Source organism: Vibrio ostreicida (assembly GCF_013074385.2).
In the GTDB taxonomy this organism is placed as follows: domain Bacteria; phylum Pseudomonadota; class Gammaproteobacteria; order Enterobacterales; family Vibrionaceae; genus Vibrio; species Vibrio ostreicida.
In genome coordinates this window covers 1-13,807 of the sequence record NZ_JABEYA020000014.1, presented here as the reverse complement: position 1 = coordinate 13,807, position 13,807 = coordinate 1, and the positions used below count along the sequence as shown (strand labels likewise).

15 protein-coding genes are annotated in these 13,807 nt (G+C 46.0%); 7 read left to right on the top strand and 8 right to left on the bottom strand.

Translation table 11 applies throughout. The features are described 5' to 3' along the window. Window positions 1-3: 3 nt before the first annotated feature. From HLM86_RS15325 to HLM86_RS20370, 5 genes are all read right to left on the bottom strand, one after another. On the bottom strand, window positions 4-405 hold the full coding sequence (locus HLM86_RS15325) for a GFA family protein (protein ID WP_170883625.1): 402 nt from the start codon (window positions 403-405) through the stop codon (window positions 4-6). A gap of 10 nt (window positions 406-415) precedes the next feature. Then, window positions 416-922 (bottom strand): GNAT family N-acetyltransferase, encoded by a 507-nt coding sequence (locus HLM86_RS15320; RefSeq protein ID WP_076588625.1) that lies wholly within the window; start codon window positions 920-922, stop codon window positions 416-418. A 107-nt stretch (window positions 923-1,029) separates the two neighbouring features. Beyond that, the gene (locus HLM86_RS15315) at window positions 1,030-2,289 is read right to left on the bottom strand and encodes a DEAD/DEAH box helicase (protein WP_170883624.1); all 1,260 of its coding nucleotides are present in this window, start codon (window positions 2,287-2,289) and stop codon (window positions 1,030-1,032) included. A 35-nt stretch (window positions 2,290-2,324) separates the two neighbouring features. Beyond that, window positions 2,325-2,900 (bottom strand): acyl carrier protein phosphodiesterase, encoded by a 576-nt coding sequence (locus HLM86_RS15310; RefSeq protein ID WP_170883623.1) that lies wholly within the window; start codon window positions 2,898-2,900, stop codon window positions 2,325-2,327. A 90-nt stretch (window positions 2,901-2,990) separates the two neighbouring features. After that, window positions 2,991-3,113 carry a hypothetical protein gene (locus tag HLM86_RS20370; RefSeq protein WP_281249505.1) on the bottom strand — a complete coding sequence of 41 codons (123 nt, stop codon included), beginning with the start codon at window positions 3,111-3,113 and terminating at the stop codon, window positions 2,991-2,993. Window positions 3,114-3,449: 336 nt separating this feature from the next. On the opposite strand from HLM86_RS20370, the gene HLM86_RS15305 reads away from it, so the two are divergent. Together HLM86_RS15305 and msrB are read left to right on the top strand one after the other, a co-directional pair. Further along, window positions 3,450-4,652 carry an aromatic amino acid transporter gene (locus HLM86_RS15305; protein WP_170883622.1) on the top strand — a complete coding sequence of 401 codons (1,203 nt, stop codon included), beginning with the start codon at window positions 3,450-3,452 and terminating at the stop codon, window positions 4,650-4,652. A 146-nt stretch (window positions 4,653-4,798) separates the two neighbouring features. After that, complete coding sequence (gene msrB / locus HLM86_RS15300; RefSeq protein ID WP_076588621.1) at window positions 4,799-5,935, top strand: peptide-methionine (R)-S-oxide reductase MsrB; 1,137 nt, start codon at window positions 4,799-4,801, stop codon at window positions 5,933-5,935. 84 nt (window positions 5,936-6,019) lie between these two features. On the opposite strand, the gene dbpA is transcribed toward msrB, so the two are convergent. Beyond that, complete coding sequence (dbpA, locus tag HLM86_RS15295) at window positions 6,020-7,396, bottom strand: ATP-dependent RNA helicase DbpA (RefSeq protein WP_390226266.1); 1,377 nt, start codon at window positions 7,394-7,396, stop codon at window positions 6,020-6,022. 109 nt (window positions 7,397-7,505) lie between these two features. Beyond that, a complete protein-coding gene (gene folE, locus HLM86_RS15290) occupies window positions 7,506-8,159 on the bottom strand; it encodes a GTP cyclohydrolase I FolE (protein ID WP_170883621.1) in 654 nt (217 codons plus the stop codon). A gap of 159 nt (window positions 8,160-8,318) precedes the next feature. Here folE and moeA point away from each other — a divergent pair, with 159 nt between their 5' ends. From moeA to HLM86_RS15275, 3 genes are read left to right on the top strand one after another with little or no spacing between them, the layout of a single operon-like run. Further along, window positions 8,319-9,554: a molybdopterin molybdotransferase MoeA gene (gene moeA, locus HLM86_RS15285; protein ID WP_170883620.1), complete on the top strand. Its 1,236-nt coding sequence runs from the start codon at window positions 8,319-8,321 to the stop codon at window positions 9,552-9,554. 14 nt (window positions 9,555-9,568) lie between these two features. Next, the gene (gene moeB / locus HLM86_RS15280; RefSeq protein ID WP_170883619.1) at window positions 9,569-10,312 is read left to right on the top strand and encodes a molybdopterin-synthase adenylyltransferase MoeB; all 744 of its coding nucleotides are present in this window, start codon (window positions 9,569-9,571) and stop codon (window positions 10,310-10,312) included. Between the two features lie 52 nt (window positions 10,313-10,364). Then, complete coding sequence (locus HLM86_RS15275) at window positions 10,365-11,192, top strand: sulfurtransferase (RefSeq protein ID WP_076588615.1); 828 nt, start codon at window positions 10,365-10,367, stop codon at window positions 11,190-11,192. A gap of 44 nt (window positions 11,193-11,236) precedes the next feature. Here HLM86_RS15275 and HLM86_RS15270 read toward each other — a convergent pair whose 3' ends face one another. Next, window positions 11,237-12,220, bottom strand: a complete 984-nt coding sequence (locus HLM86_RS15270; protein ID WP_170883618.1) for a sugar-binding transcriptional regulator — start codon at window positions 12,218-12,220, stop codon at window positions 11,237-11,239. A 438-nt stretch (window positions 12,221-12,658) separates the two neighbouring features. On the opposite strand from HLM86_RS15270, the gene tal reads away from it, so the two are divergent. Beyond that, the gene (gene tal / locus HLM86_RS15265; protein WP_076588895.1) at window positions 12,659-13,609 is read left to right on the top strand and encodes a transaldolase; all 951 of its coding nucleotides are present in this window, start codon (window positions 12,659-12,661) and stop codon (window positions 13,607-13,609) included. Window positions 13,610-13,681: 72 nt separating this feature from the next. Next, a partial coding sequence (locus tag HLM86_RS20365) for a thiamine pyrophosphate-binding protein (protein ID WP_170883617.1) occupies window positions 13,682-13,807 on the top strand: 126 nt, incomplete at its 3' end.

Sequence of the window (13,807 nt, the reverse complement as noted above, 5' to 3'; positions counted from 1 at the left end):
GTGTCATGCTCCCCGATCTGCCGGATGATTGATACCATCCACGGTGAGCACGTCTTCTAAGTCATAAGGGTTAACGCCTTGCAAACAGCCCAGATTGAAACCATATTCCGTGGGGTCAGAGCGTCTTTGATGGTGAGTATATATGCCACAAATCGAGCAAAAGTAGTGCTTTGCGGTCCCTGTATTAAACTGATAAAGTTGCAAAAGTTGCTCGCCGCGAATAATACGAATACCATCAAGTTTAACCGATGCAACAATCGCCCCTTTCCGCCTGCATATTGAGCAGTCACACCGTCTGGGTTTATCGATTCCCAAAGGGAGATGTAACTCCATCTCCACCCCACCACAGTGGCAAAATGCCCTGTGATATGGTTCAATTTTAGTGTTTCCCACTTTAGTTATCATCCATAAACCTTCAAGAAAGTAGCAACTGAAACTCAATGCAATCAACGCTCTTATTATTCATCTGTGCGTATTTCTTCACCACTTTACCGGGCGTAAAGCCACTCGATAGTAACACGTTCTGTGAAGCTTGATTCTCCGTTGACGCAAAGGCCACCAACCGCTGAATACCGATTTTTTCTAATATACCAATGATGCTGGCAACGGCAAACTTTGCAACACCCTGATTAATTGATTTTTTTCCGACGCGATAGCCAAGATACGCGACACTTTTCTTCCGATTAATCTCCGAAACGTTAATACGCCCAAGAATATCTCCGGATGTATTAACAATGAGCATAGGAATCATGGATTTTTGACGGTACTCATCCAAAAACAGTTGAATATGTTTACGGACACCTTGCTTTGAATAGAATCCAATTTCTCGCGCGGGAATATTTTGCTCAAACCATGCTCTGTTGTCCAGTTCAAACTCCAGCAGTTTTTCGACATCGCTTTTTTTAAGAAGCACAAGCTGCATCGTTCATTCCTTTGAACTTAGTGAATCGTTTGATGTTAAGGGTAAAGTACAAACAGTCCTATATTTTAATGTTCAAATTGTTATCCCGCACGGATTAAAATGTCGGACTAGCCCCTCTTCCCTCGGGCCGCGTGTATTTTTAATTTTGCCTTCATTTTTCTTTTATCGGCACCACGCCCTTTCCTAGGTGAACTCCCCTCTGACTCTGCCTGGTTGATCATGCTAGGTTCAAAGCCTTGCAGCCACTCTTGAGGGAGCTTGGCATCAAGTAAACGCTCAATCGCTTCTAATAAGTATTCCTCGTCACGACTCATCAGAGAAACCGCGAAGCCTTTCTGACCCGCACGACCCGTTCGACCGATCCGGTGTACATAATCTTCCGCTTTGTAGGGAAGGTCAAAATTGACGACTTGTTCAAGTTGCTTAATATCAAGGCCACGCGCCGCTACGTCAGTTGCAATCAGTGCTCGAACTTTGCCGGATTTGAAATCATCTAAAGCCTTTTGGCGCGCACCTTGGCTTTTGTCACCATTAATGGAAACCGCTTTAATTCCATCAAGTTTTAACTCTTTTGCAAGTGCATCGCTGCCTTGCTTCGTTTTTGTAAAAACAAGAACTTGTTGCCAGTTACGAGAACCAATAAGAAACGCTAACAGTTCAGCTTTGCGCTTTTTGTCCACCGGATAAACCATTTGGGTTACCGTCTCGGCGGCAATGTTCGACGGCGTCACTTGAACTTCCGCTGGAGAGTTCAGCATTTTATAGGCGATCGATTTAATACGCGTGTCAAACGTCGCCGAAAAAAACAGGGTTTGTCGCTGCTCATTACAACGCTTCAAAATACGTTTAATATCGGGCATAAATCCCATATCCAACATACGGTCGGCTTCATCGAGAACAAGATAGCCCAGTCGAGATAAATTGATATTCTTGCAAAACAGATGGTCCAGTAGACGTCCCGGTGTCGCGACAAGCACATCACAACCGTGCATGAGATGATCGGTTTGTACTTTCATACTGGTGCCACCATAGGCAGCAACAATACTCATTTGAGTGCCGAGCGCATATTGAGACAGGCTGTCATACACTTGCTGAGCTAATTCTCGTGTTGGTACAAGCACCAATGCAGTGACATCGTTCCCCTGGGGATCACGAACCGAGCCCGTCTCCATCAATTTGTGTAAAATGGGCAAACCAAATGCCGCGGTTTTTCCCGTTCCAGTTTGAGCTCCAGCCAAGACATCCTGACCGCCAAGTACATGGGGAATAGCTTGGGTTTGTACTTCTGTTGGTTGGGCAAAACCCAGAGTCTGAAGTGTGGTTAAAAGCGTTGAGTTTAGGCCTAGAGATTCAAAATCAGTCAACATGCGAGTTACCTGTATTAGCAAGACTGGGGATTTTATCAGAATCTTTTGCTCGCAGTTAGTATCTCAGGGTAGAACTCACTAAATACCTCGTTGAGTGTAAGATAATGTTGTTCCAGAAACGGGAAACAATCCGCTAACCTCGCCATTTTAGGCGAACGCATCGACATTCTCTGAAGTGCTAAACCGATGTTGTCTAAATCTTGGTAGGACTGTAACCATTTCCCTTGCCACATCGCATGTGCAGTGCGTACAAAATGGCTAGGAAGCGACTGCGGACTATCCCGAGAGACGATCACTTCGGCTTCAGCACAAAAACTGACCAAAGATTCAGGGTGATATTTTCCCCAATGCTTCGCCAAGCAATGATCCCAAAACATATCGAGACCAATACCTGAAAATCTTCTTACCCCATTTGGAAATAGGGCTTTGGCCATGCTCACACCTTGATGCTGATCAGTAAACGAGTCGACAAATCGATGAAGCCGTATACCTTGTGATAGGTTAGGCTCAAACTGAGCTTCAGGCGAACCCTTTACAAAATCGCCTAAGAGGTTGCCCAATAAGCTTGATTGGCAATGATCAGCAATGTGAAGGTGAGCAAGATAGTTCAAACGTGAGCCTTTACAGAAAACTCTACCTTTATAAAAGCACAAAGCCAGTAAAATACCACTGGCTTTCTCTAGCGGTGACGTGCGCCTCTTCTATTGTTTGAATAAATCGTCGGTAATGACTCTAACCGACGGCTCATAGTCCGTCAGTTCAAAACCAATTTCCATCGCATCTAATAGCTCAAGGTATTCTTCGTTATTCGTTTGGTCACTCATGCTGACTTCCTTACTCTGCACATTGAATACAACTGCGTACAAACTGGATATGCGGTCGATAACTCTTTTGTAACTCGGTTATATGACAGTTTTTTGAAAGTACAAAGGAAACACAGACCATGATATGAGATTCCTCCCAGATAAACGTTTGCGCCACCTCAACAACCGAGGGTGTACAAAAAAATGTACATTGGTGGTTAATTTAGTGTACATTCTGCTTGAATTTGATTGTTTAATTTTACACAATAGCGAAATCATAGTAATCATCCCCAAATACTTTCTATTTTCTGGTTATTACCACTAAATAGAAAGTCACAACGTAAAGAATTATATACAATGAATAACTCAAAGGTCTTCGGTAGTACTTTGATCATTGCTGGTACCACGATTGGCGCTGGCATGTTAGCACTTCCTCTCGCTTCAGCTGGTATTGGCTTTTCGATCTCGCTGCTGATCATGGTGGCATTGTGGGCATTGATGGCATACACCGCACTACTCATGATAGAAATCCATCAGCATGCGGGACAAGATGCCACCTTGCATACATTGGCCAAACAGTTCCTAGGTACAAAAGGAAAATGGGTTGCAAGCCTTTCAATGATGTTTTTGTTTTACGCACTTTGCGCCGCGTATATTGCTGCCGGCGGTTCACAATTCGCTCAACGTATCGCTGGATTAAGTGGTTTGCAGGTGTCAGACACAACCTCAACATTACTGTTTACTGTATTAGTCGCTTCAGTCGTGACGATTGGTACCGCCACGGTTGACAAGGTTAATCGCATTTTGTTTGTGGTTAAAATCCTCGCTATGGCTCTGGTTCTAACTTTTCTTGCACCTAATGTGACAGAATCTTATCTGCTGAGTATGCCATTAGAGCAAGGGCTTATTGTGGCTGCGATTCCGGTAATATTCACGTCGTTTGGTTTCCATGGCAGCATTCCAGCCATTGTCAATTACTTAGATGGCCACACTCCATCACTTCGCAAAGCGATCTTAATCGGTTCGGCTATTCCGTTAGTGGTTTACATTTTTTGGCAGATCGTCACCCTTGGCGTTGTCAACCAATCCACCCTTCTTGATAATCCGAAACTCAGTGGATTGATTACCACGCTCGCGACCACAGTTGACACGAGTCATCTTGGCCAAACCATAGGCCTGTTTGCAGATTTAGCCCTCTTGACTTCCTTTTTGGGTGTCAGCTTAGGTTTGTTTGAATTCTTGGGTGATACCCTTAAAAAACAAGGTAAGGGTCATTCACGTCTCGCCGTCGCGATGATCACTTTTATCCCTCCGATGGGTTTTGCCCTTTTCTATCCTCAAGGCTTTATCATGGCGTTAGGTTATGCCGCTATCGCTTTGGTTATCCTTGCTATCTTCCTTCCAATACTTATGGTGAATAAAGCGCGCGCTCAGTCACAACCTGCCCACTATAAAGTGTTTGGTGGAAACCTTGGCCTAATGCTCAGTACAATCGTCGGCGTACTCATTGTCGCGACTCAAATACTCATAGCAATCGGCGTGTTACCTGCTCTAGGATAAACCCACTTGCAATGTTAAAGGCGCCTTCATGGCGCCTTTTTCGATCATCAGACCTCAAAACCGATAAATTATCGACTCAGCACGCAATTTTTTTTGCTCCGATCCGTTCTTATTAAACGATAACGAAATCTATCGATGAGGTTGATATGAAAATGAAGTTTAAGTTGGTCGTCTCAGCTATTGCTGCGGTCGCTGCCCTAGCGTCTTTTATGGGGACCGCGGACAATCATATGTCAAAAACCAAGGCTTCAAATGAATGGGAAGTCGCAACATTAGCCGGAGGGTGTTTTTGGTGTACTGAGTCAGATCTTGAGAAATTGGATGGTGTCTTGGATGTTGTCTCTGGTTATTCAGGAGGAGAACTAGAAAATCCTACGTACAAACAGGTGTCTTCCGGTAAATCAGGTCATATTGAGGTTATCGAGGTAAAATATGACCCCAAAACCGTCACCTACGAACAGGTGCTCGATCAATTCTTTCGTCATATTGATCCAACAGACAATAAAGGCTCTTTTGTCGACCGCGGCCCTCAATACCGCCCAGCCGTTTTCTATCATAACGCCAAGCAAAAAATGGTGGCCGAGCAATTCATGAACGAAATCGAGGCGCTTGGTATCTACACTAAGCCACTCAAAACCGAGTTGATTGCATTTGAGAAATTCTGGCCGGCAGAGTCCTACCATCAGGATTACTACAAACGGAATAAAGTTCGATATAATTATTATCGGTATGCATCGGGTCGAGACCAGTACCTTGACAACATTTTTGGGGATGACCGAGACAAAAAACCCGTCACTTTACGCCAGCTAATTGATGATAAAAACACCGTCTCCAATATTAAGCCATACATAAAACCGTCAGAAAAACAGATCAAGGCACAACTGTCTGATATTCAGTACTACGTGACGCAAGAAGAAGGCACTGAGCGAGCATTCGACAACGAATACTGGGATAACAAACAAGAAGGTATCTATGTCGATATTGTCTCAGGCGAACCGTTGTTCTCTTCAACAGACAAATACAAGTCCGGTACGGGTTGGCCAAGTTTCACCAAACCGATTGATCAAGGTTATATCGTCACTAAAACCGATTTTCATTTACTGTACGCGCGAACAGAAGTCAGAAGTCGCTTTGGCGACTCTCATTTAGGCCATGTGTTTGAAGACGGGCCCGCACCCACAGGCTTACGCTACTGCATGAACTCAGCAGCAATGCGATTTGTTCCTAAAGATGAGCTCGAAAAGCAAGGGTACAGCGAATATCTTCAACTATTTGATAGCTAGTGACTGACGTGACTCTAACCACGTGAACACAACGAAAAAGAGGCCTGAGGGCCCCTTTTTCAATAAATCAATGCGCGACAAGACTCACTTCATCACGCGAGCTTTAAAATTACGTCCTTTCATTTTGCCTGTTTGCAATTGCGTTAACGCAGGCTTCACGATGTCGTGTTCAACGGCAACATAGGAAACCATTGACAATATATTGATTTTGCCAATTTTTTTTCCATCCAGCCCCGCTTGTTTAGTCAGCGCCCCAAGGATATCACCTGCCCGCACTTTCTGCTTTTTCCCACCCAAAATTTGAATGGTCTGCATCTTAGGATAGAACGGGCGCTCGACAGGCTTCTCTGGCAGTTGTGAGGGAGAAATCTCAATATCCATGTACTCGTCAATACGTGCCACCCGATACGCTTCTTTATCACTATAGAAACTGAATGCAACGCCTTTTGAGCCAGCACGACCTGTACGTCCGATTCTGTGCACATGGACTTCCGGATCACGCGACAGTTCAAAGTTAAACACAGCATCGAGATTATCGACATCCAAACCCCGTGCTGCGACATCAGTAGCGACAAGTATCGAAACACTCTTATTGGCAAACATGGTTAACGCTTGTTCACGTTCACGCTGCTCCAGATCCCCATGGAGTTCCACGACACTGTAGCCACGATGGTTCAGTTCATCCGACACGTTTTGAACTTCTTTTTTGGTGTTACAAAATACAACTGACGATTCAGGCTTATGATGAAGTAACAAGGTATCAAGGGCCTCATCACGTTCTTCCGTTGTGTTTAACTGGAAAAACTGCTGTTCAATTGTGCTCGTCTGGTGCGTCGATTCTACTTTGACCATCTCTGGAGCGATCATCACTTTAGCCGCCAACGATTCTATATTGTCTGGGAAAGTCGCACTGAACAGCAAGGTTTGGCGCGACGCGGGAACCGCCTCAATAATGGTGTCAATCGCGTCTTCAAATCCCATATCAAGCATGCGATCTGCTTCGTCAAGGACCAACGTATTGAGTTCATCAAGATGAATACGGCCTTTTGACATATGGTCTAAAATGCGGCCCGGCGTCCCCACCAATATGTGCGCTCCGTGTTCAAGAGAGCCAATCTGCGGACCCATGGGCATCCCTCCACACAAAGTCAGAACTTTAATATTGTGAATGCCGCGTGCCAAGGTACGAATTTCTTTGGCAACTTGATCGGCCAGTTCGCGTGTTGGACAAAGCACCAACGTCTGAACGCGAAATCGTTTCACGTTTAGGTTGGTTAGAAGACCTAAAGAGAAGGTCGCCGTTTTACCCGAACCCGTTTTACCCTGACCGATCACATCCTTGCCCTCAAGTACCAAAGGTAAGGCTTGTTGTTGGATCGCCGTCATTTCGGTATAACCGAGACCGTCAAGTGTCTCCAAGAGCTCCGGACGCAGACCAAGTGTTTTAAATGAAGTTGTCACAATAATATCCTCAACGGATGGGCTAGAAGCACAATTCTCCTAGCGACAAAAAGTAAAAACCGCCTCGTTGATGAAGCGGTTTATAATCGGTTAAATCATTCCGGCTTGTCTATCGGATTCCATGCAGAAACTCATGACGTGTGGCTGGATTCGATTTAAAAATGCCCCCTAGCGCCGTCGTGGTGGTCTCACTGGTCGCATCCATGACCCCTCTTGATTTAACACAATAGTGAGTCGCATCAATCGTAACCGCAACATCATCGGATTCAAGCAAGGTTTGCAAAGCCACCAAAATTTGTTGGGTCATACGCTCCTGTACTTGAGGCCGTTGGGCAAAAAAGCGCACGATACGGTTGATCTTAGACAGGCCAATGATCTTGCCTCGCGGGATATAAGCCACCGCAGCACGACCATCAATCGTCACCAAATGGTGCTCACATGTGCTAGTCACCGTGATATCTTTGACACGCACCATCTCACTGACATTCATCTTATTCTCAATGACAGTAATCTTGGGGAAGTTTGAATAGTCCAGCCCGGAGAAGATTTCATCAACATACATCTTAGCGATGCGTTGCGGCGTTTCTTCTAAGCTATCGTCGGCAAGATCAAGTTCGAGCAAAGAGAGGATTTCCCGCATATGGTGCTGAATCTTTTCTTTTTTCTCTTCTCGGCTATACGAGTTTGGCACCATAGGCGTCTCCAAACCTCGATGTTCTAGCGCTTCTTTGACTAACTTTGCGGAGTCGCTAAGACCTAACATCCCACTTCCTCTTACTTTGCCCCTTTGGTACGGCCGACAAGGATACTCGGATTTTTGACTAATTACATCCACATTTTATCTCAGCTCATTATTACTCAACCTTTTCTATGCTAGAGTGTCGGGGTTAAATCAATACGGACTATAGAGTGGAATTTTGATATGGGATGCTGTGATACGCCTGAGTTAATGTCAATTGAAGAAGCCATGGAAACCATGCTCTCGCCAATTAAACCCATTCAGACAACTTTGCCCCTTGCGCTGACGGACGCGATCGGTTTCGTTCTCGCCGAAGATATTCTTTCACCAATATGCGTCCCTCCTTTTGATAACTCTGTCATGGATGGATACGCCATTCGGTTATCAGATCTCAAGTCCAAACAGCCGATGCCACTCGCTGGAAAATCATTAGCTGGGCGCCCTTTTGAAGGTCAATGGCCGATCGGCAGCTGCATTCAAATCATGACGGGAGCAAAAATTCCCCATGGCTGCGACGCCGTAATTATGCAAGAAAATGCAACCCAAACAGATCAAGGCGTTGTCTTCAATCAACGTCCTTTTAGTTCTCAATGTCATATCCGTCCTGCTGGAGATGATATTCGACGAGGCGATCTTGTCCTAAAAAAAGGCGCTCGATTGACGGCTCGTGATATTCCTATGATCGCCACTCTCGGCATTGGTCAAGTGAATGTTGTACGCAAGCCCCGCGTTGCATTTTTTTCTACTGGGGATGAACTTCGCTGCTTGGGAGAGACCCTCGCCGAGGGGCAGATTTACGATAGCAACCGATATGGAATTCGGCCTCTACTGGAGAATTTTGGCTGTGAGACCATTGATTTAGGCATCATTCCTGATTGTCCCGATCAGTTAAGAGCCGCGTTTGAAAAAGCGCAAAACGTTGCTGACATCGTGGTAACGTCGGGCGGCGTCAGTGTCGGTGAAGCCGACTACACCAAGGATATCCTTGAGGAAGTAGGTCAAATTGGCTTTTGGAAACTGGCGATTAAGCCCGGGAAACCTTTTGCATTTGGTCAACTTCCCAACGCTTGGTTTTGTGGTCTACCAGGAAACCCTGTCTCTGCGGTGCTAACACTGTACGTTCTTGTGCAGCCCTTACTTGCTAAACTGGCAGGCCATACACAGTGGAAAGCCCCTGATTCCATTCCCGCCACGGCACGCCATGGTTTGAAAAAGGCGGCAGGGCGAACCGATTACCAACGTGGCGTCTACACGATTGAACAAGGGAAGTTTATCGTTGAAGCGACCGCGAACCAGAGCTCTGGAGCATTTCGTTCCATGAGCTTAGCAAACTGTTTCATCGTAGTGGAACGGGAACGCGGCGATGTCCAAGCTGGTGAACAGGTCAATATTCAATTGTTTAGTTCAGCGCTAAATTAGAGATATCATTTGCTATGTTATCAGACCATGAATTACTGCGTTACAACCGTCAAATAGCGCTTAAACCCTTTGACTTTGAAGGGCAAGAAGCGCTCAAAAGAAGTGCTGTTTTAGTCATCGGTGCTGGTGGCCTCGGTTGCGCTTCTAGTCAGTATCTCGCAACAGCAGGGGTAGGAACGCTCACACTCGTGGATGACGATGTGGTCGAGCTGTCCAATTTGCAGCGTCAGGTATTACACGGAGACGCTGACCTCGGAAAGAAAAAAGTACACTCCGCCGCAGACTCACTGAGACAGCTTAATCCTCATATTACTGTTGCTACCATAGATCAGCGTCTTAAAGACGATGCACTATCGCAACTCATTAAAACACAAACACTTGTCGTCGATGCTTCCGATAATCTCGCCACTCGCAACCAGCTAAATAGACTGTGTTTTGCGATGAAGACGCCTCTGATTTCAGGGGCGGCAATTCGTATGGAGGGCCAAGTGAGTGTCTTTGGTTATCAGGATGACCTCCACCCCTGCTATCAATGCTTCAGTGGGCTGTTTTCGGATGACGCCCTCAGTTGCGTTGAAACAGGCATCATGGCGCCCGTGATTGGTATTATTGGAGCGGTTCAAGCCATGGAAGCGATCAAAGTAATCGCCCAATTTGGGACGACGATCCAAGGAAAAATCTTAATGCTGGACGCGATGAGTTTGACATGGAGAGAAATGAAACTGAGCAAGCAACCCAATTGTCCGGTTTGTGGCTGACGGAAAGTCAACCCTTGAACCATAGTTAAATCAATGAATGAGAGGACCCCTTATGTCCCCCCTTGTTACGGTGCAATGGCTGCACCAACAAAGAAACGATCCCAAGCTTATTATTCTTGATGCCAGTATTGATTTTCAGATTCCCGGTGTCGTAGAGAAAGACAAGACCCATTTAATACCGAATACGCGCCGTTTTGACTACGATCAGGTATTCTGTGATCCTGACTCTTCTCTGCCACATATGATGCCCAGTGAGGCGCGTTTTAATACTTTGGCTCAGTCATTAGGTATCAATGCTAATTCGGTGATTGTCGTCTACGACAATAGCGGAACCTACGCCTCTCCTAGAGCTTGGTGGATGTTTCGTGCCATGGGCCACACGCAAGTCTACATTCTTAATGGTGGGTTAACTGAATGGAAACGGCAAGGTTTTAGTCTGGCTTTGGACTACGTGCAACCTCAGAGCAAGGGCGACTTTTCAGGACAACTGCGTCCTCATCATTTTGTCAGTGCTCAATACGTGGCCGATCAGATTGACAACCCTTTGAGTATCACCCTTGACGCCCGCTCTCGTGCTCGGTTTAATGGTGAGGTGTCTGAACCCCGATCAGGCATTCGCAGCGGTCACATTCCCCATTCTATTTGTTTGCCCTTCGCAGAACTTATGGACCAACACAAACTTAAATCACGTCAGGCACTTACGCCAATCTTGGCACAAGCCATACCACCAAACGTTAATCAGACTTTATTGAGCTGCGGTTCAGGCGTCACCGCTTGCATTCTGCTCGCCGCAGCCGAGATTTGTGGTTACCAGAATTTGGCCATTTACGATGGTTCTTGGACAGAATGGGGCGCAAACTCATCGCTCCCTATCGCCTGAACGCTCCCGCCATGCTTCAAAAGACATGGTGCCAATGCTCAGGACTAAGAAACCATTTGTTCGTCTAGGTTCAATACGGTCAGTGCATTGCTCACACTCGTTGCAATCACATCAATCACCCCTGTTCTCAGTGCCCCTAGCATCGCAAGGGGCTTACTGTTTTCTGCCGCAATTGCAATCACTTCAGAAATAGGCCGAAACTCTTCAATACCCAGACCTATAACCCGATCACTCATGACGGTTCTGGCTGACTGTCCGTGGATGTCAAAAAAATCGTAGCCAGCAAAATCCCCCACGACCCCCTGCAACATGCGCGACTGAACCACTTCTTCAGCCGTAAACCATCCCAGATCAACCATATAGCTATTTTCGCTCATGTCACCGACCCCGACCAAAGCCACATCCGCTTTTCTTGCCAGATCCAACGTTTGCTTAACCGTAGCATTTTGCATAAAGGCGATTTTTTGCTCACGGTTCTCTGCATAGGCTGGAGCATACAGTGTCTCTGAGGTCCCACCATAGCTTTTAGCAAACTGTCGACAAATGTGGTCAGCGTTATACATTCCACCTCTTGGGTGGATTCCACCGATCCCACAAACAAATTTGACGTCTCTTTGCGGGATCACCCCGACATGATGCGCCACGGCAGAGACATTGCGCCCTTGACCCACCGTCACTACAGAGCCATTTTGAATCGAGCCTGCCATATACTTGGATACTAACCCAGCCACCTGCTGACGCTGCTGTTCTTCGTTAGGCTGATCGAGGGCGACCAACGCACGCTTTACCCCGAACCTTTCAATCAGTCTCTGTTCTATTTTGGCACTGAATACCGGGTGATATTTCACCGTAATTTCAACAATGCCTTCATCTCGGGCTTGCTTCAACATGCGTCCAACTTTCGCACGTGATACCGAAAACTTTTTAGAAATCTCTTCTTGTGTCGCACCATCTTGATAATAAGCGACTGAAATTTCTGTCAAGATATCAGCACTATCATCGGACATATCTTTGTTTAATGTCGACATTTTCCTCACTCCTAGGCATGACATATGCTCAAGTCTGTAGCATATGTCATGACCCTATAAGTTGGCAACAAATGCTCACTGGGATAACAAATTCTCAGGCAAATTTTTTATCCGATATATTGCCTTCAAAGCGTTGCTACCACTTGGCAAACGTTTAAATCTACCCTTCTTCATAGGCAATCTCAAAAATACTTGATGAACCTCAACAATACCCCGAATTAGCGATTGACATTCCGGATGGATCAGATAAATATAATCCCATCATTTACTCAACGTAAGATCAAATGTTCACAACAACAGCTCTTGCGCTGAAAAATAATTACGGTCCGTTAATTTTCCGAGCAGGTTAACCACTGCGCAAGATTAGCGACCTCGCTTGAAAATGCCCCTGCACAACAACATTGTTGATGTGATAGCCCATGAAATAGGATGATTGAAATGAGCAACAAATTAGAGCAACTGCGTAAGCTAACGACTGTAGTAGCAGATACCGGTGAAATTGATGCGATCAAGAAATACCAACCAGAAGACGCAACCACTAACCCTTCTCTGATCCTTAAAGCGGCTCAAATCGCAGAATATGCTCCTCTCATCGATGCGTCCATCGAATACGCGAAAACACAAAGCAATGACAAAACTCAGCAGGTCCAAGATACCTGTGACATGCTTGCCGTTAATATCGGTAAAGAAATCCTCAAAACCATTCCAGGCCGTATTTCAACCGAAGTTGACGCTCGTCTTTCTTACGATATGGAAGGCAGTGTGACTAAAGCGCGTCAGTTGGTCAAAATGTACAATGATGCGGGTATAACCAATGACCGTATCCTGATCAAACTCGCATCAACTTGGGAAGGCATCCGCGCCGCCGAAATTCTCGAAAAAGAAGGCATCAACTGTAACCTGACACTGCTTTTTTCATTCGCGCAGGCACGGGCTTGTGCTGAAGCTGGCGTCTTCCTGATCTCACCTTTTGTCGGTCGTATTATGGACTGGTATAAAGCAAAAGAAGGCCGTGATTTTGAACCTTCACAAGATCCGGGCGTTTTGTCGGTATCTAAAATTTATCAGTACTACAAAGAGTACGGTTACAACACCGTGGTCATGGGCGCAAGCTTCCGTAACATCGGTGAAATCCTCGAACTCGCAGGCTGTGATCGCCTGACGATAGCCCCTGCACTATTAGCTGAACTCGAAGCCTCTGAAGGCGAAGTCACTGAAAAGTTAACTGACTCTAAAGGTGCATCAGCTCGACCTGCCGCTATGACTCATTCCGAATTCCTATGGGATCATAACCAAGACCCAATGGCGGTTGAAAAACTCGCTGAAGGCATTCGTAACTTTGCCGTTGACCAAGGCAAGCTAGAAGACATGATCTCAGCCAAGCTGTAATCACAGATAATAAAGGAGGAACGATGTCGTTCCTCTTAACTTTTCTCTATTGACTCTATTTCGGAAGTAATTATGAATCGCAAACACCTCGCCAATGCCATCCGCGCGCTTAGCATGGACGGCGTTCAACAAGCTAATTCTGGCCACCCAGGCGCCCCAATGGGGATGGCTGATATCGCTGAAGTGCTTTGGCGCTCT

Coding starts and splice junctions, on each gene's coding strand:
- tal (WP_076588895.1), top strand. CDS start 12,659: ATGAGCAACAAATTAGAGCAACTGCGTAAGCTAACGACTGTAGTAGCA.
- HLM86_RS15315 (WP_170883624.1), bottom strand. CDS start 2,289: ATGTTGACTGATTTTGAATCTCTAGGCCTAAACTCAACGCTTTTAACC.
- HLM86_RS15305 (WP_170883622.1), top strand. CDS start 3,450: ATGAATAACTCAAAGGTCTTCGGTAGTACTTTGATCATTGCTGGTACC.
- HLM86_RS20370 (WP_281249505.1), bottom strand. CDS start 3,113: ATGAGTGACCAAACGAATAACGAAGAATACCTTGAGCTATTAGATGCG.
- msrB (WP_076588621.1), top strand. CDS start 4,799: ATGAAAATGAAGTTTAAGTTGGTCGTCTCAGCTATTGCTGCGGTCGCT.
- HLM86_RS15320 (WP_076588625.1), bottom strand. CDS start 922: ATGCAGCTTGTGCTTCTTAAAAAAAGCGATGTCGAAAAACTGCTGGAG.
- HLM86_RS15325 (WP_170883625.1), bottom strand. CDS start 405: ATGATAACTAAAGTGGGAAACACTAAAATTGAACCATATCACAGGGCA.
- HLM86_RS15275 (WP_076588615.1), top strand. CDS start 10,365: ATGTCCCCCCTTGTTACGGTGCAATGGCTGCACCAACAAAGAAACGAT.
- folE (WP_170883621.1), bottom strand. CDS start 8,159: ATGTTAGGTCTTAGCGACTCCGCAAAGTTAGTCAAAGAAGCGCTAGAA.
- HLM86_RS15270 (WP_170883618.1), bottom strand. CDS start 12,220: ATGTCGACATTAAACAAAGATATGTCCGATGATAGTGCTGATATCTTG.
- moeB (WP_170883619.1), top strand. CDS start 9,569: ATGTTATCAGACCATGAATTACTGCGTTACAACCGTCAAATAGCGCTT.
- moeA (WP_170883620.1), top strand. CDS start 8,319: ATGGGATGCTGTGATACGCCTGAGTTAATGTCAATTGAAGAAGCCATG.